Consider the following 24,765-nt stretch of genomic DNA (forward strand, 5'->3'; position numbering starts at 1 on the left):
TATTTCCCTCCAATATTTACTTTCGATTTGTCTATGATTGTTGTAATGATTTTTATTCCCATCCCAAGGCTTTTCGCTTGTTTTTTATATCTGACACTATTCTTTCAGCAAGCTTTTCGTGGTCTACTTCCACAACCATAACCGAGCCCAGAGTCTTTTGCGTATCCTCAAATAGGAATTTCATCACCTTTTCGGAACCCTGCACCGGTGGATAAACCGAATGATAGGAGTTGATTCCGAGGAGCCTGAACCCCAAAGCTGCCCCGACTCCTTTTTCATTGGACCATTCTGGGCTTGCAAAGGCAAAAGGCATATCTTTTATATCTTTACCCAAGGCATCGGCCAGTGCTCTGAAAAACGCAGATGCTCTCGCGTTGTCAAGGCACTCACCCATATGCCAGACCGGAGGGAGATCCGGTTGGAGAAACTCTCTTAGTTCACTCCCGGTCATGCTAAGGGCGGATTTATTGCAAAAGCCCAATTTCAGCAAAGGGAATGAAGCACAGCCGTTTGTCAGAACGAGGATGTTGTTTTGTATTAAGATCGATGCGATGTCTGTAATCGCCTTTTCATAAATCACTCTTGGGTTGTTGCAACCCACGAGATTTACAATTCCCGCGATCTTGCCGTCTCTCAGGGCATCAGCTATTACTTCTATGCTTCCAAAATGGCTGATGGCATACTCCAATGAAAAGCCTACTTCAGCTTCTACTTCATATTGGGGTATGAAAACAGGAACATTCCTCCTCGATGCAAAGCTGTCAATAGCTCTTTTTATGATTTTCCTTGCGAGCGCTTTGGTCTCGCTCAGATTCGAATGTATGTGGTCGTATCCGTAATGCTCGGCTCCCGGTAGCCTTGCAGAATCGCTGGTTGTCACCACAGTTGTTTTAAAGCATTTCGCCACTTCCATTATGGAAGGATATACATCCTGAACATCTGCTACCCACAGGTCAATAGCGCCTGTGCCAAGCACCAGCTCTACGCCAATGGCATTTGATAGCGGAATGACTCCGCCGTAACGATACATTGCGGAAAGTCCTGAACAGCATATGCCGTAAAATTGAATGCCCAAAGCACCTTTTTGCTTTGCAAGGTTCACAAACTCCGGGCTTCTTCCCTGTTTTACGATTTCGCTCACCAATAATGGAGAGTGTCCGTGGACGGCAATATTGACGTACCCTTCTTTCAAGGCTCCTAAATTCGCTCTTACTGTCCTTCTTTGTGGTATGCCAAAAAGGCTGTCCATGGCGATGGAGGAACCAAGTACGCTGGTCCAGGCAAATGCAAGCCCACACCTTAAGAACTGCTTCATGACATTTTCCCAATCTCCATCGGTCCCCGTGCTTGTTCTGTGAAGAGCTTCAAACACCTCGTGATAGGCTCCGATGGGGAGAATATCAAGCTCCTCCCATACCCTTATTCTTTCTTTCGGTGCAAAGGCGTGCAAGGTTTTATGTTTGCCAGGGACCGCTCTACATAAATCTTCGATGAGAATATCGGCTACCTCAGAAGCTATTTCTTCCAAGGTTTTTCCCTCTGTATTGATTCCAAGCTGTAGGGCCGACTTTTTCAACTTATCAGCTCCTGCAATGGGCATATCTAGAAGCCCCTGAGCGGCAGCTTTTAAAGCCAGCATTATTTCGCGGCCCCTTGCTCCGTGAGCTGCCACTCCTGCTGCAACCCAGCGCAAAAGATTTCTGGCCACAATGAGGTCGGCGTCTGCGCCGCATACTCCTTTGGGGCTTTTTTTAGTGATCCTGCATGGGCCCATATTGCAGTTTCTGCAGCATACACCTGCTATGCCGAAAGAGCAGTGAGGTTTTTGTCTGTCAAAGCGGTCAAAACATGTTTCGCATCCGGCCTTTTCCATATGTAGAAGCATTTCTCTGACTGCCGGATCGGGGGTGTATTTCAGTACATCGCTTTTTGAAGGGAAGCTTTTTTTATATTCCTCTACTGCCTGGATATAGTCGTTAAAGTTTTCAACATGATGGTAGTAAACCCGCTCTTTATGGCCGAGGTGTGTATGATGATAGTGGTACGGATGGTGCGAGTTCATTTCCAACCCTCCTGCAAATAATACTATTCCTATATGATTAGTACTATTTAATTTTATTTAAAAACGCGGTGGCTGTCAACGATTATTTTAAATAATTCCTATATGAATAGTATAAATATGTATGAATAATACCACCAATTGTAAAAACTCATAAAAAAGGCTTACCTTGAGTTAAGGTAAGCCTTTAGTTAGGGGTTTCAAGAATCAGCATAATGCTCTTTCGAAATCTTCAATTAAATCATCGATGTCTTCAAGCCCCACCGATACTCTTATTAAATCGTCTGTTATCCCCAGCCTTTCTCTTTCTGATTTGGGTATGGCGGCATGCGACATTTTAACCGGATAGGATACGATGGTTTCAACGCCGCCGAGGCTTGCAGCCACGGCGGCTAATTTTATTTTTTTCATAAAACTTTTCGCTTTTTCGGCATCGATGGTTTTAAAGGAGAGCACAGCTCCTGCTCCATCCGCCTGGCTGTAATGAATATCTCTGCCCTCGTGATTTTGAAGCCCTGGATAGTATACCTGTTTTACATTTTTATTCTTCTGCAGATATTCTGCCAGCTTTTGCGCGCTATGTTGCTGATAATCGAGTCTGACCTTAAGCGTTTTCAACCCCCTTAAAAGTAGCCAGCTGTCCTGAGGGCCGAGAATTGCACCAAAGTTATTTTGCACTGCATATATCTTTTGGCTCAATTCAGCGCCTTTGACCACTACCAGGCCTCCAATCACGTCGCTGTGTCCGCCGATAAACTTTGTAGCGCTGTGAATTACAATGTCAAACCCAAGTTCTATAGGCCTTTGCAGATAGGGCGACATAAAGGTGTTGTCGATAATGGTGATAAGGTTATGCTCTCTGGCAATTTTAACTATATTCCTTAAATCAGTTATTTTGAGCAGCGGATTTGAAGGCGTTTCAACATAAATTGCCCTGGTATTAGGGGTAATGCTTTCCTTTACGACATCGATATCTGTTGTATCAACAAAGCTGGCGGAGAGGTGATAGCGTGCAAAGAAGGATGTAAGGATCCGGTGGGTTCCGCCGTACACGTCCTGGCTCACTATAATATGATCACCCGACGAAAAAATCGAGAGTACCGAGGATATTGCGGCCATTCCGGAAGCAAAGGCAAAGCCTTTATCGCCTCCCTCCAGTATGGCTATGGTTTCTTCAAGGGCCTTTCTGGTTGGATTGCCCGAGCGGGAGTATTCGTATTCCTGTGGTTGGTCGATGTCTCTCAGGTGGTAGGTTGAAACCTGGTATATTGGTATGCTGAGCGCTCCCGTATTTTTATCCATTTCATTTCCGTTATGAATTAATTTTGTTGCGAATCTCATATAAATATCACCTGTCCCTGATTATTAGCTTGATTGTAGGAGAATATCGTTTACCTGCATATGGCGAGGCTGGCAATCAAAATTCATTCCAGTTCTTAGTCCAGCGCCTGTTCTAGATCGGATATAAGGTCTTCGACCGCCTCAATCCCTACAGACAGCCTAAGAAGTTTATCTGTAACGCCAATTCGCCTTCTCATTTCTTCGGGTATAGCTGAGTGCGTCTGTACAATAGGATAGGTTATGAGGCTTTCTACACCTCCAAGGCTTTCGGCAAACATGATTACCTGTACCCTTTTAAGGACCTGTTCTACAAGTGCTGCGTTCTTGACTGAAAATGATATCATCGCGCCAAAACCTGAAGCCTGCCTCCTGGAGATCTCGTAGCCTTCATGATCGCTGAGCCCCACATAATACACCTTTTCAACCTTTTTATGGTTTTGCAGCCATTTAGCGATAGCTAGTGCATTTTCCTGCTGTCTTTCAAGCCTTACTGCCAACGTTTTAATTCCCCGGAGGATCAACCAGCTATCGAAAGGAGCCAAAACCGCTCCTTCGGATTTCTGTATCAGTTTTATCCTTTCGGCTATCTCGTCGTCGTTTGCAACTATAAACCCGGCTAAGGTATCGTTGTGGCCTCCGAGGTATTTTGTCCCGCTGTGGATTACGATATCGGCTCCCAGTTCGAGAGGCCTTTGAAAATATGGGGTAAGAAAGGTATTATCCACGATGGTCAGTATTTTTCTTGATTTTGCAAGGGCGGCTGTAAGGGCAATATCGGTGACCTTCATCATGGGATTGGAAGGCGTTTCAATAAATATTGCTGCTGTGGTATTTCTTATAGCCTGTTCGACTTCATGGATGCGGCTGGTATTTACATAAGTGAATTCAATGCCGTATCGCCTGTAGATTTCTTCAAACAGCCTGTATGTACCGCCATAAAGGTCATCTGAAACGATGATGTGCTGGCCTGGCTCAAATAAAGAAAGCACTGTTGAAATGGCGGCCATACCGCTTGAAAATGCAAAGCCGTATTTTCCATTTTCAAGGTTTGCAATGGTATTTTCAAGCTCCTCCCTTGTTGGGTTTTGAACCCTGGAGTAATCGTACCCCGTTGTTTGATTTAGCCCCGGGTGCTTAAAGGTAGCGCTCTGGTATATCGGAAAGCTTACCGCACCGGTGTACTGGTCACAACCCTTATATCCATGTACCACTTTGGTTTCAAGTTTTAATTGCTTGGATATTCCCATGAAACGTCATCGCTCCTTTTTTTACTTTAGCGCAACGGCTTCAATCTCTATCAGTACATCTTTGGGCAGCCTGTTTACTTCAACGCACGACCTGGCAGGATACGGCTCAGAAAAATACTTTGCATAAACCTCATTCATGGCCGAGAAATCGCTGAGGTCCTTCAGAAATACGGTGGTCTTTATGACCTTATCCATGCCGCTCCCTGCCGCTTCAAGCACGTTCTTTAGATTTTCCAGCGCCTGAGCGGTTTGCTCTTTGATCCTGCCACTTATCACCTGGCCGGTTGAAGGGTCTATGGGGATCTGGCCTGATGTATAAATCAAAGTCCCTGTGTCTATAGCCTGAGAATATGGCCCTATAGCAGTGGGAGCTTTATCGGTATGCACGGCCTTATGCATTTGCCTCACCCCTTTTAAAAAAACCTTCGTTCATGCTCCCTGTTCTGTATCCCTTAAGGTCAAGGGCAACGTATAAAAAGCCCAGCTCCTTCAGCTTTGAGTATATGGCTTCCCTCATCCGCCTATCCAGGAATTTGTCAAATCCGTTTTCATCTGTCTCGATTCTGGCTACGCTGCCGTGATATCTTACGCGGACCTGCTTAAAGCCCAGGTCTATAAGGAACTGCTCTGCTTTGTCCACCATTTCCAGCTTTTCCTTCGTTATCTTCTCTCCGTAAGGGAATCTTGATGCCAGGCAGGCAAAAGAGGGTTTGTTCCAGGTTGCAAGGCCCATCTCTTTTGACAGCATCCTGATCTCTTCTTTAGTGAGCTTGACTTCCCTTAAGGGGCTTACCACTTCCAGCTCTGATACCGCCTGAAGGCCGGGGCGGTAGTCCCCGGTGAGGTCATCGTAATTTGAGCCTTCGGCTACAAACTTGAAGCCTTCTTCCTCTGCAATCTTCTTGATCTTTTGAAATAACTCATGTTTACATAAGTAGCACCTGTTTAAAGGGTTGTCACAAAAGCCTTCCACCTCAAGCTCTTCCGACACTATTACCCTGTGCGGGATCCCATGTTCGGCTGCAAACTGCACCGCTTCGTTGAATTCCCTTTCGGGATACATTGAGGACCTGGCTGTTATGGCCAATACCTTATCTCCCAGAACGTCGTGGGCTACTTTTACCAGGAAAGACGAGTCCACTCCTCCTGAAAAGGCGATGACCACGCTTTCCATCGATTTGAGCAAATCTTTCAATGCTTCCAACTTGGCATGTGCCTCATTGACATGTGTATCAGTAGGCATTATTTTACCTCCTCTTCATCACTTACTCAATATTAAAAGCTTATATGCTGAGGATGATTTTTGTTAAACCAGTTTTGTTTTCTCGGTGAAACCTCTTTTTTCTCTATTACATTCTTATTCTCCTGCTACTACCTACTAAAGTTTTATACGGCTTTCTTTGGCAACGAATATTTTTTAAGTAATCCTATATGAGTAATATAATAATCACAGCCGTGTTATTTGTCAATAACTTGTGACAGCAGCAAAAGCTTTCTTTTGGGGATTTGAGAATTGACAAAAAGTCTGTGAGACGAGACTATTTCACAAAAATATGGTAAAATAATTTTTGGGTTTTGCTTGATATGTGATACATAGGGGGTGGAGTAATAGTCATGCACATTTAACTTTGTGTGGGATGCTTGTTAAAGTGAGCTGAAAGGATATTCAAAATTTTTTGAGCGCTTTGTCTTTGATGGCTGGAATAGCAGCAAAGTATAAAGAAAAGGGGTTGGTAATGTACATATGGCAAGGCTTGCAGACTTGTTTGCCCCAAGGGACATGACAGAGGGGGAACCGTGGAAGCGAATAATCGAGTTTTCGATTCCCATGCTGATTGGCAATGTGGCGCAGCAGCTTTATAATACAGTTGATTCGATTGTCATTGGAAGGTATGTGGGGGATAATGCCCTTGCTGCCGTGGGCACTGCTTTTCCTGTATTGATGTTTTTGCTTGTGCTTTTTGTGGCGGTTTCCACCGGGGCAGGCATAATGGTGGCACAGTATTTCGGGGCAAAGGACCGTGAAAGGCTTTCCCGTTCCATTGGTGTATGTATCACCCTTACGGCTATGGCATCATTGATAATAATGGTGGTGGGGCCCATCGTGGTTCGTCCTATACTTGTGTTTATAAACACGCCCGAGTCCATTTTGGACTGGTGCGCCAATTACCTTTTGATACTATTGGTGGGTAACTGGGGTTTTTCGTACTTTAACATTTTATCGGGAATCCTACGCGGCCTGGGTGATTCGCTTTCAGCACTGGTGTTTTTGCTTATATCCACCGCTCTCAATGTGGTGCTGGACATATGGTTTGTGGCGGGATTCAACATGGGGGTGCCAGGGGTAGCGCTGGCCACCGTTATTGCACAGGTGGTATCTGCTATCTTGTGTTTAATTAAGCTTAAAAGGATGAGCAGTATATTTGACCTCAACTGGAAAGTGCTTAAGCCTCTTAAGGAGTATGTGACTCAGCTGATAAGGCTGGGTGTACCGTCTGGACTTACACAGGCTATATTTTCATTTGCTATGGTTGCCGTGCAATCTTTGACCAACACTTTCGGTGAAATGGTCATTGCCTGCAGCGTCATGGTCATGCGCGTGGACGGTTTTGCCATGATGCCAAACTTTACCTTTGGCGTTGCCATGACCACCTTTGCAGGGCAAAACGTTGGTGCAAAAAAGATGGACAGAGTGGAAAGGGGAACTCGGGAGGGCCTTATAATCGCAGTTAGCGTTTCTACAGTGATTACAATAATTATATTGCTCTTTGGAAGATATCTCATGAACGTATTTACCAATACCGTTGAACTTGTGGATTTGAGCATGCATATGATGCGTATCCTTGCGGTGGGGTATATTGCCATGGCGGTGACGCAGGTTCTGTCAGGGGTTATGCGCGGGGCTGGAGATACTATAACGCCCATGTGGATTTCGCTTATCACCACCATCGCCTTGCGTGTGCCTATTGCTTACGGCATCGCTTATTTGACGCGAAGTGAAACTTATCCTAACGGAAGGCCTGAGTCTGTGTTTATATCCCTGCTGATTGCCTGGGTGTGCGGTGCCATTATCACCACGGTTTTCTATAAAAAAGGTAATTGGAGGAAGAAAGCGCTTTTGAGCAATGAGCGAATTGGTATATAAGCTTGAAAAGGAGGGGTTTTTTATGTCAAACATACCGCGACCTGAGTATCCGCGTCCCAATTTTGTAAGAAAAGATTGGCTCAATTTAAACGGGGTGTGGGAGTTTGAATTCGATGATGAAGACATCGGGGAGAAAGAGAAGTGGTATGAGGAACGCGCTTTTTCACGTACCATAAATGTCCCGTTTTGTTTTGAAAGCGAATTAAGCGGCATAGGAGATACGTCACGCCATGATCACATGTGGTACAGGCGCAAGCTGGCAGTGCCGGACAACTGGAAGGGCAGAAGGATCATATTGCACTTTGGGGCAGTGGATTACCACGCTAAAGTGTGGGTAAACGGCGCTTATATGGGCAGTCATACCGGCGGCCATACGCCCTTTAGCTTTGATATAACCGACGCTCTAAAGTGGGATGGTAAAGATGAAGTGGTTGTAAAGGCGGACGACATATCGTCTGACCGCCAGCAGGCCCGTGGAAAGCAGTCGTGGTTGGATGAGCCTTTTGATTGTTGGTATGACCGTACCTCTGGCATTTGGCAGACGGTTTGGCTGGAGTCCGTGAACCCGGCGCATATAATAAATGTCCGCATGACTCCTGACATTGACAAAGGCACTGTGAGCATAGAGGCTTTCCTCACTCCGGAGGCCGTGGGCTGCAGTTTAAAAACTTGTATATCTTTTAATGGCGTGTCAGTCGCTTCGGTTACTGTGCCTTGTCTTCAGCGACGAGTCATCTTCGAGGTGAGCGTCATAAGCCATGCCTTTAAGTGGGGGTTAATGCTGTGGAGCCCCGAGAATCCCAATCTTTACGATATAACGTTTACGTTGGTGGATGAAAAAGGGGATACGGTTGACCATGTAGCCAGTTATTTTGGCATGCGCAAGGTGTCGGTCAAGGACGGTAAGGTGTTATTAAACAATCATCCTTATTATCAAAGGCTTATACTGGATCAGGGGTATTTTCCGGGTTCAAACCTCACCGCTCCCAGCGAAGAGGCCTTGATAAACGACATAAAGATGACCAAGGCCTTTGGCTACAACGGCGTACGGAAACATCAAAAGGTGGAGGACCCGGTGTACCTTTACTGGTGCGATAAGTTAGGGCTTTTGGTCTGGGGCGAGATGGCCTCATATTATGAATACAGCCCGAGGGCAGCCAATGTGTATATTAGGGAGTGGCAGGAGGTCATTGAGAGGGATTACAATCATCCCTGCATCATAGCCTGGACGGCATTCAATGAGTCATGGGGTGTACCCAACGTAATGGTGGATAGGCAGCAGCAGAGCCATACTGTGGCGCTCGTCAATATGATAAGGAGCCTGGATAGGACCAGGCTGGTGGTGTCCAATGACGGCTGGGAGCATACCGATACAGATTTGTGTACCATACACGATTACCGTTCAAATGGCGAGGATTTGAGGAGGGTTTATGCAGATAAGGATAAGGTGGTAAATGGCGCTCCTGCAGGGAAATTCATATTTGCTGAAGGGTATGGTTATAAAGGCCAGCCTGTGCTTATAACCGAATATGGTGGTATAGCCTTTGCATCTAGCAAGGGATGGGGATACGGTGATAAGGTGGCTGATGAGGAGGAGTTTTTGAAGCGTTTTGCGGATTTGACCCGTGCTATCATGTCTATAGACTATATATGCGGTTTTTGCTATACCCAGCTTACCGATGTGCAGCAGGAGGTTAACGGCCTTATGACATATGATAGGAAGCCCAAAATTGACCCGAGCAAGATAAGGGCTATAAATGAGGGGAAAGCGTAACCTTGAGACAGGGGTGTTTGAATAAAACACCCCTGTCGATGTTTTACGCTGAATTTTTGTATTGCTTAATACCACAATCAGAATTCCTAAGGATGTGTTGTCATGTTAAAATGAATTGAATAGCCGTTTGACAGAGCTTCAACACCGAATCTAGGAAGACTACAAAATTCGGCGCAGGCTGGAGGCTGCAGAGAAGGGCTATAACCAGTTACACAAGCGCATTGATGACCTTAAAAAGCAGCTTGAGAAAGAAAAAAGGGATGTGGACCAGCTGGAAGGGATGAGCCTTACCAACCTGTTTTATTCCATCCTGGGGACGAAAGAGGAACGGCTGGAAAAAGAGCGGCAAGAGTATCTGGCTGCAAAGCTTAAGTATGACCAGTGTCGGGATGAGCTAGATGCCTTGGAGAAGGAAATCCACGACCTTAAGCTACAGCTTGGAGAGATAAATGTATTGGGAAAGGAATACCAGTTGCATACGAAAGGCAGGAGCTGATAAGGAAGGCTTGATGGCGTTTGCTTTTTTTGTCGTCAAGTGGTTTTCGTTGGCTGTGTATAAAAGGTCCAATAAAAATATTGCAGAAAAATGAAGTAATTTGTTGAAATATGAGGTAAATGTTGCTATAATTAAATTAGCAAATTTTACTATATACAGCTTGGAATGCTGTATAGGAAGTGGCTGAAATCTATAAAAATGAAGATTAAGCAACCTTTGTCAAAGGGCAAACCTGTCGAAAGGCAGGGGCGCAAAGCCACGGGCCTACGGAACGTTGTCGTTCTATGGCAGCCGGTTGCACAAAGGGTGAGGCAAAGATATGTAATGGCTCTGCATAGGATTGGGTATGCTCTTTTTGCAATCGGTATGCAGAGCCTTTTTATTTTAAGGTGTGGGCATAGAATGAAAAGTGGTTTAAGTGAGTGGTACGGTGGTGAAAATATATGTCTCTTTTGGCATATATACACAGGTTTACAGGCGTGAGAATTATAAGCGTGGTTTCCTCTGTTGAGTGTGTTATGCAAATACGCAAACATATGTTTGTATGGGGGGGGGGGGGGGTAATTTGCGTATTAAATGTAATAAAATGGAAAATAGCCCTATAAATGTTAAATATTTGACTGGTGCGTCGTCAAGGGCTGTTGAGCACCATACTTTGTATATTTCAAATTTGTGCTACGTGGTTTTATGTGGTAAGGTGCACAACAGCCCTTTATTTGTAAAAATTATAAAGCTTAATAAGGACAGGGGGATAAAATGATAGAGGGAATTTTATGGGATATTCTGCGCCGTATTCCGATGGCGTGTGCAATTCACAGATTAGTTGAAAAACAGGGAAGGGATAGAGATTACGTTTTCGTCTATGCCAATCCTTATTTTGAAACTATCACTGAAGTTAAGATGGATGCTATTGTAGGTAAGGGAATAAAGGAGGTCCTGCTTGATATCGGTTTTAAAGATTTGGGTTGGGTGGACTTATATGAAATGACGGCATTGAGTGGACAGCCCCAAGAAGTTGAAATATATTTGCCTTTGAGAAAACGCTGGTACAGGTTAACGGTTTTTGCGGTAGATAAAGAGCTATTCGTTTCGTTTTTTATCGACATTACCCGGGAAATAGAACTCAAGAACATTTTAGAAGAATATACGCAGCTTCAATTATACTATGGAACAGAGGCAGCGACAGCTACGCCCATGCTGAGGGAGAATGAAAATTTTTATATCTTAAGCTACAGCGATTTGTTGACCGGGCTTTATAACCGTCGTTTTGTAGAAGAAGAGTTTGCAAGGTGGCAGGCTTCTCCCAGAGGGTTTTCCATTGCGGTTATAGTGGCCGATATCAATGGGCTTAAGATGATCAACGATGTGTACGGCGTTCAGGAAGGGGATAACATGCTCAAAAGAGCTGCTAGAATGTTGGCGAAAAACTGCAGGAAGACCGATATAGTAGCAAGGTGGGATGGCGACGAGTTTTTGATACTACTACCTCAAATTTCTGAGCAAGGGGTGGAAAAAATCATAGAGAGGATAAAGGGTGAGTGTTCGCAAGAAAAGGACGAAAAAATACCCTTGAGCATGGCCTTTGGCTATGCGGTGAAGAAAAAGCCGGTGGAAAGTCTGAACCAAATTGTTAGAGAAGCAGAGGAAATGATGTATCGAGTAAAGCTTATGGAGGAGAGAAGCTATCGCAATGCCATAGTGAATAGCATGCTTATGGCACTGGTTACCAAGAGCGCAGAGACCGAGGAACATGCTGAGCGCCTTAAGGATTACTGTTTGATAATAGGTAGGAAAATGGGGCTTTCTTCAAGGGAACTGGATGAATTGGCTCTTCTAGCTATATTACACGATATAGGCAAAGTTGGCATAAGAGAAAGCATACTGCAAAAACCAGGACCGTTGACTTCTGAAGAGTGGGAGGAGATGAAGAAACACTCCGAATTTGGCTGGCGTATTGCAAAGGCCATCCCTGAGCTTACGCATATAGCAGAGTATATACTGTGCCACCACGAGCGGTGGGACGGCCAGGGGTATCCGAGAGGGTTAAAAGGGGAAGAGATTCCTCTGCTGAGCCGTATTCTGGCGGTGGTAGATGCATATGATGCTATGACCAGCGATCGAGTATATCGAAAAGCCATGCCTCGAGAAAAGGCATTTGCAGAGTTAAAAAGAAATGCTGGAACACAGTTTGATCCCCAGGTGGTTGAAGTTTTTTTAGAGTTATTTGGAGAGGATGCTGTAGAAAAGTTAAATACGATTTAATAAAAGGGCACGTTGTATGAAGTAATATTTACCTATACGCTAAAATTTAAAGCTTTGTGATTGGGCTATGTAGTGAAAAATGATTTACTCAGAAGTGTGAGTGATAATGAAACGCTTGATATAACATTGTTTGGTAATTACTTCTTCAAAAATATTAAATGCGATCTTAGTAAAATACCCTCTTTTTAATGAAAGAAGGTGGGGGGTATGTTGATTAAGGCATATAATATAGAGGAGGCGTTATTCCGCGCTGAAAAATATTATAACTGCCCCAGAGATTGTTTAAAGGTTTATACTATAAGACCACCGGGGGTCATTCTTTGGGGGATTATCAAGTGGAGAGGAATTTACAGGGTAGAGGTAGCCAAAAAAAGAGAAGAGATGGTTAAAAAAGATAAGGCCATCGATGGGACAGGTGATACCTGCTATACCAGGTGTGGATGGGATGACGGTTACAGGCGAGGTTATTAAAGCACGACCTGCGAAGGAGGCGGTGTTTAAAGCAGGAAAAGGTGCCGTGATTTTGAATAACAACAGAATTGTGGCAGCTATTTCTGGGAGGCCTTTATTAGAGAAAGGTGTAGTGAGCGTGAATCCAGTCATGAATGTTCCAGGTGATGTAGACGTCAGTACAGGCAATATTAGGTTTGATGGAGATGTGGTTGTTAAAGGAGATGTAAAGGACGGATTAAAAGTGATAGCAGGTAGAGATATCATAATTTGTGGTAACTGCTATCATGCTATAATAAAAACTGGCAAAAATGTAGAGATACGCGGTAAAGTTATCAATTGTAAAGTTACAGCTGGTCCCAACGTACTTGAACATCTGTATGTACGACCTGTTGTAGTCAAAATTAACAATGAATTGAAAGCGGCTATTGACAGGGTAGCCACGATATATTCACAGCAAAATGCTCAAAATTTAGGTCAGCTTATGTATAGAGTTATAAATGAGACTACTAACCTGAAAACGCTTATTGAGCATTTAGAAAGTCTGTTGCCGTTGATAGAAGATGAAGTGGCCACGGACATTTCTAAATTATTGAATAAAATACAAGGTGAGTTGCTTAACATAAATATTCTTCAGATAGATTGATTGGATAAAATGCGCTTAATTTGCAGTGAACTTGCAGAGTATGAGGCTGCACTTAAGCAACGATATGTGGCTGATGTGAATATATCCTTTAGCTATTGCGAAAATTCCTTTATTTTATCCAGTGGTAGTGTCTTTGTAACGGGGCGCGGAAGCTATCAATCCAAGATAGTAGCTAAAGACAGAATTCTTTTAAAGACCCCAAAAGTGTAGTGTTGGGTGGGATACTGATAGCAGGAAAAGAGATAAAAGCTGGAATAGTAGGTTCTTCAACGGGTGTAAATACTTATTGTGAGATTTTAGATGCCGATGGAAAATTTAACGCTGCATATTGTTATCCCAATACGATTTTGAATATAAATAATAAAGGAGTACAATCTTTGCTTTAAAAAATAAAAAGCCAGGACAACGTGTTGTTCCTTATTTGCCCTGGCTTTTTAGGCGGAATTTTTAACACGGCTGCACATTTCAAGCTTTAGAGGCATTTGTATATTCTGCCCAGCGATTCTCCAGTCTTTCATCAGACAGCGCTTCCATTAGATAATCGGCAAATTGTGCGCCTGTGGCTCCCGTATCCCTGCCGGTTATGACCACTCTTCTCTCATAAATTCCACAGATATCCAGCGCCATATCCAACCTTCGAGCTTTATCCCCATAACCTATATGTTCAAGGAGCATGCCTGCAGCCCGGATTATGCTGCTGGGGTCGGCGTACTGGGTACGGCCCTCTTCCACCATGCGCGGAGCAGAGCCGTGTATGGCTTCAAACATGGCATAGCGTTTTCCAATGTTGGCGCTTCCGGCGGTGCCAACACCTCCCTGTAGTTCCGCAGCCTCGTCGGTCAGTATATCTCCATAAAGATTGGGTAGGACTATCACCTTGAACTGTGTTCTGCGTTTGGGGTCGAGGAGCTTTGCGGTCATGATGTCGATGTACCAGTCGTCCCACTCAACTTCGGGATATTCTTTGGCCACTTCTCGGGCTACATCCAAAAACTTCCCATCTGTGGTTTTAACCACGTTGGCTTTCGTCACTACCGTTACCCTGTTTAAGCCGGTCTTGCGGGCATAATCGAAAGCGGCTTTGAGGATCCTGTATGACCCTTCGTAGGTGGTTATGGTGAAGTCTATGGCTAGGTCTTCATTGACGTGAATGCCTTTGTTGCCAACAGCATAGGCACCTTCGGTGTTCTCGCGGAAGAAGGTCCAGTTTATGCCCTCCTGAGGTATCTTGACAGGCCTTACGTTGGCAAAGAGGTCAAGCTCTTTTCTCATGGCCACATTGGCGCTTTCTATGTTTGGCCAAGGGTCTCCCGCTCTTGGCGTGGTGGTGGGGCCTTTGAGTATTACGTGGCACTGTTTGAGCTGTTCCAATACATCATCGGGGATGGCTTTGTTGTGCCTTGCGCGGTTTTCGATGGTCAACCCATCTATGGCTTTGAACGTTACTTTGCCAGCTTTTATCTCATCCTGAAGCAAAAACTCCAGCACCCTTTGGGCTTGAGAGGTGATGTATGGGCCGATGCCATCGCCGCCGACTATGCCAATCACTATTGTGGGCAGCTTGCTGTAATCAATAAAGTCCTGATCCTGCTTCATCCTCTCTATCCTTTCGAGTTGCTCTTCGATGAGCTTCCCGAAATGCTCCTTTGCCCTTTGAATCATTTCTTTCCTGTTCATGATATGGTCCCTCCTGTTTTTAATTTTAAAAATTTTTCAGTTTAATGGGGGTGACACTTTATATAGGCATTACTTCAAACATAAAACGTCCTCTAGCAAAGCTTAAAATTAAAAGCTTTCAAGCCAGCACTCATTGGCGTCGTTTACTTGAGTATGTATACATGCTCTAAGTTTAATGGATTGAAAATCTAATTTCAAGACCAAATTCGTATTCAAAAGAGTTTAAACTGTGGTATAATGTCATATAGGTACATATCAAATAAAGAAAGGGTGTTTATTATGTCTGTTAAAATACCTATCGCTTTACAGTTGTATACTCTGCGGAGTGAGACAGAAAAAGACTTTATAGGTACTTTAAAAAAGGTGGCTGAACTTGGTTATCAGGGTGTAGAGTTTGCAGGGTATGGTGGACTCCCAGCAGATGAGCTAAGGGATGCGTTGAGAGAATTTAATTTGGTCCCAGTAAACAGCCATGTGGCAATAGAGAAGCTAGAGAAAGATTTGGACGCCGAGATTTCCTATGCGCTGGGGATCGGGCTTAAGGATATAACAGTACCCTATCTTGTTGAAAACAGGCGAAACAGCAAGGAAGCGTGGATAGCCGTTGCAAAGCAGTTGCAGGACTTGGGCGGGAGAATTAAAGCGGCGGGCCTTAACCTGCACTATCACAACCACGCCTTTGAGTTTGAAAAGTTTGATGGCAAGTATGGGCTGGATATCCTAATTGATAACACCGATGCCGATGTGGTCAAGCTTGAGGTGGACACGTTCTGGGTTCAGTATGCAGGCGTCGACCCTGTTGATTATTTAAAGGGCTTATCGGGCCGCGTTACCATGGTGCATCTCAAAGATATGATCAAGGGCCAGGAACCGCCCTTTGCTGAGGTGGGAGAGGGTTGCATAGATATAGCTGGTATTATAAAGGTTTCAAAGGGAATAGGTGTGCAATGGGGAATAGTTGAGCAGGATGTTTGTCAAAGGCCGCCGTTGGAAAGTGTTAAGCTGAGCATAGATAATCTTAGGAAGATGGGTGTAATTTAAAAGGGATGCAGTCGATGGCGGTAGATGTAATACTGGGATTCAAAGATGAGAGGCATCTGGCATTATGTAAAACGCGATGGGCAAGAGAAAGGGATATTTTCCGGTGTAAGGGGCGGTTACTTTGTTTTAAGAAATCTTTCGGCGGATAAGGTATACGGCGAGTTAAAACTCACAATGAGGTAAAAGATTTTAGTGTCAGAAAAGGAGGAAGGCACAAGAGGCTTTCTCGTGGCGAAGAGGAGCCTCTTGTGCTTGAATATTATGGGTAAGGAATACTGCACTATCAAGCAAAGGGCTCGACATGAAGTCGTGATACAAAAATCCAGATTCGTAGGAGACGCGTTCTATGTGACTTCAGAGGATGAGGCCCTTGAAAGGCTTCAAAATGTAAAGGCAGAGTTTCCTGATGCCACTCATCATTGTTATGCCTATATAGTGGGACAAGAGGGTTTGATTCAACGGTTTAACGATGATGGTGAACCCGGGGGCACTGCGGGTATGCCTATTCTGCAGGTAATACAAAACAGGGGACTCAAAAACGTATTGGTGGTGGTGACGCGCTATTTTGGGGGCATAAAACTTGGTGCCAATGGGCTGGTGAGGGCTTATTCTAGAACTGCTGCTGAGGTCTTGGATAGGGCCGGGACAAAGCGTATGGTATTGAGCCCCAGAGGTATTATATGTTTAGACTATGCTTACATAGGACAGGTGGAGTATTTCTTGCGCCAGAAGGGCGTACATGTTACGCAGGCGGAATATACCGATAAAGTTACTTTGCAGGTTGTCGTTCCTGTGGGCTGGGATGAGTTTTGTGGTATGCTGAGGGAGATGTGTGGAGGAAATGTTGAATTTAGGGAAATGACGCCCGTCTTTCATTCATGGGAATAATTAAGGCTGATTGAGTTTTGGTTGAAGCAGCAAAGCATTAGTGATTGAAAGGAGAGGGAAATGTATTGGCGAAACAACGGGCTTTCAATTGTATCGATTAGAACTAGAGGATAAAGAAGGGGTGATGTTTTGATATGCTTAAATGGCTTAAAGAGGCTGTGCTCGAGGCCAATTTGGAGCTGCCCCGTCGAGGCCTGGTTATATATACCTGGGGCAATGTCAGCGGCATATCCAGGGAAGAGGGCTTGGTGGTCATAAAGCCAAGCGGTGTCCCTTATGAAGAGTTAAAGCTGGAAGACCTGGTTGTGGTAGACCTTGAGGGTAATCAGGTAGAGGGGAGGCTTAGGCCTTCATCCGACACCCCTACGCATCTGGTACTGTACCGCGCTTTCCCTGAGATCGGAGGTGTGGTACACACCCATTCGCCGTGGGCTACCAGCTGGGCCCAGGCGGGAAGAGGCATTCCTGCGCTGGGCACCACCCATGCCGATTATTTTTATGGTGAGATCCCTTGTACGCGGGCTATGACGGCTGAAGAAATCCAGGGGGAGTATGAGGCTGAAACTGGCAACGTCATAGTGGAAACGTTTAGGGCAAGGGGTATAAATCCCATGCATGTGCCCGGTGTACTGGTTAAAGGCCACGGGCCTTTCAGCTGGGGCAAAGACCCTCATGAAGCGGTTCACAATGCAGTGGTGATGGAAGAGGTGGCCAAGATGGCCTTCAATACCTTTGTTCTATCGCCCGATGTGAAGACCATTGATCAGGTGCTACTTGATAAGCATTTTCTGCGCAAGCACGGACCCAATGCCTATTATGGGCAGAAGTAAGGCCGCTTGATTTATTTACGAATGAATTTATGCAATACTTTCAAAAACGTTAGCGCTTTTTTTGTTAATAATATCTATAGTCAGATTGTCCTGAAGACATTATAATATAAGCATACTCTATAATTAAATTTTTAAGTTTTGCATCCAAGGGATGCGGAAAATACTGTTATGGAGGGGTTTAAATGGCAAGCGTGACTTTTAGAAATGTGTCTAAGGTATATCCAGGAGGGGTTACTGCTGTAAGCAATTTTAATCTTGATATTGCTGATAAGGAATTCATAGTTTTGGTAGGCCCTTCTGGATGTGGGAAGACTACGACGCTGCGTATGGTTGCTGGCCTGGAAGAGATCACGGAAGGAGAACTCTACATCGGTGATAGATTGGTTAACGATGTGGCTCCTAAAGACAGGGATATTGCGATGGTTTTCCAGAACTACGCTCTGTATCCACATATGACGGTATATGACAACATGGCTTTTGGGTTGAAGTTGAGGAAGGTACCCAAGGCTGAAATTGATAGGCGTGTAAGGGAAGCCGCACGGATGCTGGATATTGAGCATCTCTTGAACAGAAAACCCAAGGCTCTGTCGGGTGGACAGAGACAGAGGGTGGCGGTAGGGCGTGCTATAGTTCGTGAACCTAAGGTGTTCTTGATGGATGAGCCTTTGTCCAACTTGGATGCAAAACTGAGAGTGCAGATGAGGACCGAGCTTACAAAGTTGCATCAAAGACTGCAAACCACCTTCATCTACGTGACGCACGACCAGACGGAAGCTATGACCATGGGTACTCGTATCGTCGTTATGAAAGACGGATTTATCCAGCAGGTAGATACTCCGCAGAATCTCTATGATTATCCTGTTAACTTGTTTGTAGCAGGATTTATCGGTAGCCCGCAGATGAACTTTATCAACGTGCATCTGGTAAAAGAGGGCGATGACGTATACGCTGTGTTTGAGGGCAACAAGATCAAGGTACCGGCTGGTAAAGTAAGGAAGCTGAAAGATCCTTCCTACATCGGCAAAGAAGTTATAATGGGTATTCGTCCTGAGGACCTCCATGATGAGGAGATATTCTTGGCAAGCGCGGAAGACAGCACAGTAAAGGCCCATGTGGACGTTGTAGAGCTGTTGGGTTCTGAGACCTTCCTGTACCTGACGGTATCGGGTGTAAACCTGGTGGCAAGGGTTAATCCAAGGTCCAAGGCGAGAGTGGGCGACACCATCAAGATCGCTTTCGATACCAACAAGCTGCATTTCTTCGATAAGGATACGGAAGAGACTATTCTGCTCAGATAAATATCTTTATAAAATTAAAGAGGAGTTTTGTAAAAAAAGCAGAAATATTGTCTATATGGATAATATTTCTGCTTTTTTTATTTTAGAAATTCATGTATACTTATATTCGGGTGGTAATATTATGCTAACCGAGCAGAGGATACAAAAGGTATTGGATAAGGTGGTACACAATATTCAGGTGACAACCGATATTGTAGATACAGCAGGAGTGATTGTGGCAAGTAGTGACAGGGAGAGAGTGGGGCGGGCTGAACCTATTGTAAAGGACTACGATGCCATAAATGGAAAGCCTACTTTTGTTTACAATGGAAGGACTTATATGAGGTTCACAATAGATAAGGCCGTTGCTTATTTTATAGCAATGGATGGAGTGGGCAACGTTGTTAGGAATTACTGTGTGCTAATTGCATCTATTATTGAGCTATATTTAAAGTCCAATATGCAAAAGTTGAATCGGGAAGAAGTTGTACGTAGGGTGATACTGGCTCAGGTATCTGACCTTGAACTTCAGGAACTTGTTCGGGAATATAAGCTTGAACCTAACGTGCCCCGATGTGTACTTGTTATACGTACTTCTAGCATGGAGGCTGAAAATGTTTACAGGCTATTGTTAAAGGTGTTTCCCAAAAGCCAGGGAGATATCTTGATATTGTTTGATAGCCGAACGGTCATACTTGTTAAGCGGGTACAGGACGATATAGGTGAAGATGAACTGGGACAGATGGCAGCTGCTATGGAAGAGACTATTCTGAACGAAATCACTGTAAAGATTTGTATTGGGATAGGGCAGATTAAGCCTAATATTTTTCAGTTGAGGGAATCATATCTTGAAGCAATACAGGCCATAGAAGTAGGGTTGATATATGGTGTGCCAGGTAGAATATATAGATATGATAGCTTGCTTCTAGAGCGATTTCTTCACGAGATTCCTATACAGATTTCACAAAAGTATTGTAAGACGATTTTTAACGAAGAGGCGCGCAAGGTGTTAAACGAAGAGATGATAACCACTGTTAATAGATTTTTTGAAAATAACCTGAATTTGAGTGAAACAGCTAGACAGCTTTATATTCACCGTAATACATTGGTATATCGGCTGGATAAGATCCAGAAGACGCTGGGACTTGACTTGAGAAACTTCCATGACGCAGTTACATTCAAAATTATGATGATGCTAAATAATCAGAGAAACGGGAGTGTTATTCTTGATACAGTTTAGAAACGTGACAAAAGTTTATCCCAATGGTTTGTGCGCACTATCAAACGTAAATTTTACAATTGAAAATGGAGAATTTGTGTTTATAGTAGGGGCCAGCGGTGCGGGTAAGACTACGCTGATAAAATTGCTACTTAAGGAAATTGAGCCCACATCGGGCAGTATAATTGTAGATGATATTGATTTATCATCTTTGAAAAGAAAGGAGATTCCGTATTATCGCCGGAAGCTGGGAGTGGTGTTTCAGGACTTCAGATTGCTTCCTGATAGGACAGCTTATGAAAATGTAGCATTTGCTATGGAGATTGTGGGGGCTTCTCCAAAGGAGATTCGTCGGAGAGTGCCAGCTGTGTTGAGTATGGTAGGGTTGGCCTCCAAAGCCCATGCTTATCCGCATCAATTATCGGGTGGGGAACAGCAGAGGGTGGCTCTTGCCAGGGCACTAGTCAACAATCCGTCTATTCTCATTGCGGACGAGCCTACTGGCAACCTGGATCCCGCAACTGCCATGGAAGTCATGAAGATAATAAATTTGATAAATCGTCGAGGTACTACTGTAATTATGGCCACTCATGCTAAAAGTATCGTGAACGCCATGAGAAAAAGGGTGCTTCAATTCCGTAAGGGCGTTCTCATCAGGGATGAACGGGAAGGAGGATATTTTGATGAATCTTAGAAGCTGGAGATTTTTTGTCTGCCATGGGTTCCAAAATATTCTTCGGAACCGAGTCATGTCGCTGGCTTCTGTAACGGCTATAATGGTTGCTTTAATTGTGTTGGGTTTAATATTGGTTATTGTCGTCAACTTGGATGTAATGATGAGAGAAGTGGAATCCAAGATGGAGATTACATTGTTTTTGAAAAACGGCGTGACGGACAATGAACGTTCTTCTTTGGAGAATGAGATAAGGAGTTGGAAAGGCGTTTACGATGTAGAATTTGTTTCTAAGCACCAGGCTCTTGAGGAGTGGAAGCGCCAGCTGGGTGATAAAGGGAATCTGCTTGATGGATATACAGGAGAGAATAATCCCTTGCCGGATTCCTTTTTGGTTAAAATAGAAAAGCCTGAATATGCGAGTGTTATTGTGGAAAAGGCAAAAAGCATCCCTGTCATTGAAGAGGTGAACTATAGCAGTAAGGTGGCTGAATTTATAAAATGGCTCGCACGAACCATTCGATTTATTGGTATGGGCCTTGTGGCTGTTTTGGCGAGTGTGGCTGTTATCGTCATCAGCAATACCATCAGGTTGACGGTGTATTCAAGAAGAAGAGAAATAGGGATCATGAAATACATTGGAGCTACCGACTGGTTTATTCGCTGGCCTTTTATCATTGAGGGGCTTATTTTAGGCATAATGGGCAGCTTAATAGCTACGGGTGTAGTGGCTTTGGGATATAAATATTTGCTTGATAAGAGTAGCTATATAAACATGAAATGGGGGTATTTAGGAATATTTAAGTTGCTGCCATTGAATAAAGTAATGTTGTATGTATTTGAAGCTTCTTTGCTTATAGGGGCGTGTGTAGGCGTGTTGGCCAGCTGCCTGTCGATTAGGAAGCACTTGAAGGTATAAGATGGTCATGCGTATCAAATGGGTCTGTAAGTGTTTTTTGATATGGCAAGAGGTGTGGTGGCAAACCGGGCAGATACGTAGATGAAGGCTGGTTTGTCAACCCGATGTCATGCTGTTAATTTGCAGAAAGGCGATGTGGCTGGATAGGGTAAATACGATATATGGGGGTGAGTGGGGTGCGATATAGGATTGTTGTATTGTTGTGCGTTGTTTTGTTTGTGTTTACTGGAATTACTGCTGTGGCAGCTTCCAATATTGATCAGAAGAAACAGGAACTCAAAAAGGTCAATGAGGAAATAGAAAATACCGAAGAGCGGCTGGAAGAGGTCAAGCAACAACAGGACGAGGTAGTAGCTAAGTTGCAGGATATAGAGAAGCAGCTTAAGCAAAAAGAACGTGAGTTGAATAAGCTTGAAAAAGAATTGCAATCAACGCAGGAAGAGCTGGAGGTGACGCGTAAAGAGCTTGAAGAGGCTATTGAAGAAGCTGAAAGACAGCAGAAGTTGATGGCTGATCGAATAAGGGCTATATATATGAATGGGATGCCTTCGTACCTGGAGTTACTTTTGGAGTCCAAAAGCATAAATGAGTTTTTGGATCGGATGGTCATGGTACGGCAGCTGATAGCGTTTGATACCCAGGTTCTTGACCAGATGAAACAGTATAAGGATCAGGTGGACAAAAAGCGAACAGAGCTGGAAGCATTGGAACAATCCCTTACACAGAAAAAGCAAGCAGTAGCTAGACAGAAGGCGGAGATCGAACAAAAGAAGAAGGAGCAAAGCTTGTGGCTGCAGCAATTGAAAAAACAGCAGGAGCGTTATGAACGAGATTTGGAGGAGCTCGAGAGAACGTCAAAGGAACTTGAAAAGACCATCCAACAATTGCTCAGGCAGCTGGAGGAACAGCGTAAAAGGCAGGCTCAATCTAGGGGGAATGGGGATACCAGCAGCCAGAAAACTGTTAACCAATATACAGGCGGCATATTAGCATGGCCGGTACCAGGATTTTATACCATAACTTCGCCGTTTGGTTATCGCATACACCCTGTTTATGGTGTCAGGAGACTACATACAGGAATAGATATAGGCTCAAATCCAGGGCAAAGCGTATACGGTCAAAACTTTGTGGCTGGCGCCGATGGAACGGTTATATTTGCAGGATGGTATGGCGGTTACGGTAATTGTGTTATTATTGAACATGGAGGGGGTATAACTACCCTTTATGCCCATGGCTCACAAATACTGGTATCGGCAGGGCAGGAAGTAAGAAGAGGACAGCCGATAATGAAGGTGGGTAGTACGGGTATATCAACCGGTCCCCATGCCCACTTTGAAGTGAGAAAGGATGGGGTGCCTGTTGATCCCTTACCGTATTTAGGACGGTGAAGTATGTTCAGCGCACAGGCCAGGGGAGAACAACTTCTCCTCTGGCCTGTGGTTTTGGTATTTAAAAGTTCAAAAAAGTATTTTGAAAAGTTCAAAGAAGATGGTATAATAAAGCCAAAATCCTATTATATTTTATGTTGTCAATATTTGTTATAAGTGTTAAGGAGGAATATTGTTAAATGATAAGCAAGAAAGCCGCTGCATTGGGTGCAGTTGTAATTGTCGTCATCACAGCATTTTTTTCGTCCTTTTTAACTTTTCAGGTTAGTAAGTATATCGACATACAGAGCGGAAACAGGTATGTGGTAACCAAGGAAGTGTATCAACTGCTTGAAAAGTATCAGATGCTTGAGGAAGTGAGGCAGACCATTGAAAAGGACTATATAGAGCAGCCTGATCAGGATAAGCTGATGGTGGGTGCTATAAAGGGTATGACTGCTGCCTTGGGTGACCCTTATACCACCTATTTTACTGCGAAAGAGTATAAGGAATTTATTGTGCAGACGCAGGGCAGCTACGCTGGCGTGGGCCTTATGGTTACTGTGGATGAAAATGACAACCTGATAACTGTTGTTAGGGCTTTTAAGGACAGCCCTGCTGCCAAAGCCGGTATACAGCAAGGAGATAAGATCATCAAAGTCGAGAATGTGGAAGTGAGTGGGAGTGAGCTGGAAAAAGCGGTCAGCATGATGAAGGGAGAGCCGGGCACAAAGGTGAATATTACGATATTGAGGGATGGTCAGCCACTCAACTTTACTTTGGAACGAGCAGTTATTGAAATCCCCGATATGGAATACAAGATGATAGGAGATGGAATCGGCTATATATGGCTGTACCAATTTGATGAAAATTCGCCCAAGAATTTCAAGAAAGCTGTTGAGGACCTTAAAGGTCAGGGGATGAAAGGGCTTATTTTGGATTTGCGTGGCAATCCAGGCGGCCTTCTTCAGGCGTGCACTGAGATCGCTGATATGTTGTTGCCCGAGGGGTTAATAGTATATAGCAAGGACCGCCAGGGTAGAGGCGAAAGGTATTATTCTGACAAAGAATACTTGGGCATTCCGTTGGTGGTGCTTGTCAATGAATACAGCGCCAGTGCTTCCGAGGTATTGTCAGGTGCCATTCAGGATTACGGCGTGGGCACTATAATCGGTAAGACTACCTTTGGGAAGGGATTGGTCCAGGGGTTGCGCGGTCCCTTTAGGGATGGTTCGGCGCTTAAAATAACGATTGCCAAATACTTTACTCCAAAGGGAAGGGATATACATCAAAAAGGCGTTGTACCCGATATAGAGGTTGACCTGAGCGAGGAAGCCAAGAAATTCTTAAAGGAAAATCCCGGCAAAGAGTTGCCCACGGAACTGGATGCTCAGCTGCAAAAGGGCATTGAGGAGATAAAAAAGATGCTTAGCGAGAAGAAGTAGGGGGGCTTT

22 protein-coding genes and 1 riboswitch are annotated in these 24,765 nt (G+C 44.3%); of the genes, 16 read left to right on the top strand and 6 right to left on the bottom strand.

Going from position 1 to position 24,765, the window contains the following annotated elements; genetic code table 11:
• Positions 1-52: 52 nt before the first annotated feature.
• The 5 genes from cooS to larE all read right to left on the bottom strand — a co-directional run bounded on the left by cooS (position 53) and on the right by larE (position 5,890).
• A complete protein-coding gene (cooS, locus tag JOD02_RS07620; RefSeq protein ID WP_204488385.1) occupies positions 53-2,062 on the bottom strand; it encodes an anaerobic carbon-monoxide dehydrogenase catalytic subunit in 2,010 nt (669 codons plus the stop codon).
• A 204-nt stretch (positions 2,063-2,266) separates the two neighbouring features.
• Entirely contained in the window at positions 2,267-3,400 is a 1,134-nt protein-coding gene (locus JOD02_RS07625; RefSeq protein WP_204488388.1) for a trans-sulfuration enzyme family protein, read from the bottom strand.
• 95 nt (positions 3,401-3,495) lie between these two features.
• Positions 3,496-4,647 carry a trans-sulfuration enzyme family protein gene (locus JOD02_RS07630; protein ID WP_204488392.1) on the bottom strand — a complete coding sequence of 384 codons (1,152 nt, stop codon included), beginning with the start codon at positions 4,645-4,647 and terminating at the stop codon, positions 3,496-3,498.
• A gap of 21 nt (positions 4,648-4,668) precedes the next feature.
• Positions 4,669-5,046: a RidA family protein gene (locus tag JOD02_RS07635; protein WP_204488396.1), complete on the bottom strand. Its 378-nt coding sequence runs from the start codon at positions 5,044-5,046 to the stop codon at positions 4,669-4,671.
• Entirely contained in the window at positions 5,039-5,890 is an 852-nt protein-coding gene (gene larE, locus JOD02_RS07640) for an ATP-dependent sacrificial sulfur transferase LarE (RefSeq protein ID WP_204488406.1), read from the bottom strand. Before larE ends, JOD02_RS07635 begins: the two co-directional genes overlap by 8 nt.
• Before the next feature lie 501 nt (positions 5,891-6,391).
• Between larE and JOD02_RS07645 the strand changes: the two genes are divergently transcribed.
• The 6 genes from JOD02_RS07645 to JOD02_RS07670 all read left to right on the top strand — a co-directional run bounded on the left by JOD02_RS07645 (position 6,392) and on the right by JOD02_RS07670 (position 13,420).
• Positions 6,392-7,792, top strand: coding sequence for an MATE family efflux transporter (locus JOD02_RS07645; RefSeq protein WP_204488410.1), 1,401 nt, complete (start codon positions 6,392-6,394; stop codon positions 7,790-7,792).
• Positions 7,793-7,814: 22 nt separating this feature from the next.
• The gene (locus tag JOD02_RS07650) at positions 7,815-9,566 is read left to right on the top strand and encodes a glycoside hydrolase family 2 protein (protein WP_204488412.1); all 1,752 of its coding nucleotides are present in this window, start codon (positions 7,815-7,817) and stop codon (positions 9,564-9,566) included.
• 262 nt (positions 9,567-9,828) lie between these two features.
• Entirely contained in the window at positions 9,829-10,062 is a 234-nt protein-coding gene (locus JOD02_RS07655) for a hypothetical protein (RefSeq protein ID WP_204488414.1), read from the top strand.
• A gap of 215 nt (positions 10,063-10,277) precedes the next feature.
• A riboswitch (cyclic di-GMP riboswitch) is annotated at positions 10,278-10,365 on the top strand.
• Positions 10,366-10,818: 453 nt separating this feature from the next.
• A complete protein-coding gene (locus JOD02_RS07660) occupies positions 10,819-12,324 on the top strand; it encodes a bifunctional diguanylate cyclase/phosphohydrolase (protein WP_204488422.1) in 1,506 nt (501 codons plus the stop codon).
• Positions 12,325-12,531: 207 nt separating this feature from the next.
• Positions 12,532-12,795: a hypothetical protein gene (locus tag JOD02_RS07665; protein WP_204488424.1), complete on the top strand. Its 264-nt coding sequence runs from the start codon at positions 12,532-12,534 to the stop codon at positions 12,793-12,795.
• Positions 12,731-13,420 (top strand): FapA family protein, encoded by a 690-nt coding sequence (locus JOD02_RS07670; protein WP_204488426.1) that lies wholly within the window; start codon positions 12,731-12,733, stop codon positions 13,418-13,420. Before JOD02_RS07665 ends, JOD02_RS07670 begins: the two co-directional genes overlap by 65 nt.
• Positions 13,421-13,885: 465 nt before the next feature.
• Here the strand turns inward: JOD02_RS07670 and JOD02_RS07675 are convergent, their stop codons facing one another.
• The gene (locus JOD02_RS07675; protein ID WP_204488428.1) at positions 13,886-15,097 is read right to left on the bottom strand and encodes an isocitrate/isopropylmalate family dehydrogenase; all 1,212 of its coding nucleotides are present in this window, start codon (positions 15,095-15,097) and stop codon (positions 13,886-13,888) included.
• 279 nt (positions 15,098-15,376) lie between these two features.
• Here JOD02_RS07675 and JOD02_RS07680 point away from each other — a divergent pair, with 279 nt between their 5' ends.
• The 10 genes from JOD02_RS07680 (at position 15,377) to JOD02_RS07720 (ending at position 24,756) form a co-directional block, all read left to right on the top strand.
• On the top strand, positions 15,377-16,138 hold the full coding sequence (locus tag JOD02_RS07680; protein WP_204488430.1) for a sugar phosphate isomerase/epimerase family protein: 762 nt from the start codon (positions 15,377-15,379) through the stop codon (positions 16,136-16,138).
• Positions 16,139-16,152: 14 nt separating this feature from the next.
• Positions 16,153-16,287, top strand: coding sequence for a hypothetical protein (locus JOD02_RS11655; RefSeq protein WP_279380671.1), 135 nt, complete (start codon positions 16,153-16,155; stop codon positions 16,285-16,287).
• A gap of 79 nt (positions 16,288-16,366) precedes the next feature.
• A complete protein-coding gene (locus JOD02_RS07685) occupies positions 16,367-17,026 on the top strand; it encodes a YigZ family protein (protein ID WP_204488432.1) in 660 nt (219 codons plus the stop codon).
• Positions 17,027-17,160: 134 nt separating this feature from the next.
• The gene (gene araD, locus JOD02_RS07690) at positions 17,161-17,856 is read left to right on the top strand and encodes an L-ribulose-5-phosphate 4-epimerase (protein ID WP_204488434.1); all 696 of its coding nucleotides are present in this window, start codon (positions 17,161-17,163) and stop codon (positions 17,854-17,856) included.
• Between the two features lie 182 nt (positions 17,857-18,038).
• Complete coding sequence (locus JOD02_RS07695; RefSeq protein ID WP_204488436.1) at positions 18,039-19,154, top strand: ABC transporter ATP-binding protein; 1,116 nt, start codon at positions 18,039-18,041, stop codon at positions 19,152-19,154.
• Between the two features lie 121 nt (positions 19,155-19,275).
• Entirely contained in the window at positions 19,276-20,373 is a 1,098-nt protein-coding gene (locus JOD02_RS07700) for a PucR family transcriptional regulator (RefSeq protein WP_204488438.1), read from the top strand.
• Positions 20,360-21,046, top strand: a complete 687-nt coding sequence (gene ftsE / locus JOD02_RS07705) for a cell division ATP-binding protein FtsE (protein WP_204488440.1) — start codon at positions 20,360-20,362, stop codon at positions 21,044-21,046. Before JOD02_RS07700 ends, ftsE begins: the two co-directional genes overlap by 14 nt.
• Positions 21,036-21,944: a permease-like cell division protein FtsX gene (gene ftsX, locus JOD02_RS07710; protein WP_204488442.1), complete on the top strand. Its 909-nt coding sequence runs from the start codon at positions 21,036-21,038 to the stop codon at positions 21,942-21,944. Before ftsE ends, ftsX begins: the two co-directional genes overlap by 11 nt.
• A gap of 176 nt (positions 21,945-22,120) precedes the next feature.
• A complete protein-coding gene (locus tag JOD02_RS07715) occupies positions 22,121-23,332 on the top strand; it encodes a murein hydrolase activator EnvC family protein (protein WP_341534558.1) in 1,212 nt (403 codons plus the stop codon).
• Between the two features lie 179 nt (positions 23,333-23,511).
• Entirely contained in the window at positions 23,512-24,756 is a 1,245-nt protein-coding gene (locus JOD02_RS07720) for a S41 family peptidase (RefSeq protein WP_204488444.1), read from the top strand.
• The last annotated feature ends 9 nt before the right edge of the window (positions 24,757-24,765 follow it).

Origin of the sequence: Caldicoprobacter guelmensis, assembly GCF_016908415.1 — a bacterium.
Taxonomy (GTDB): domain Bacteria; phylum Bacillota; class Clostridia; order Caldicoprobacterales; family Caldicoprobacteraceae; genus Caldicoprobacter; species Caldicoprobacter guelmensis.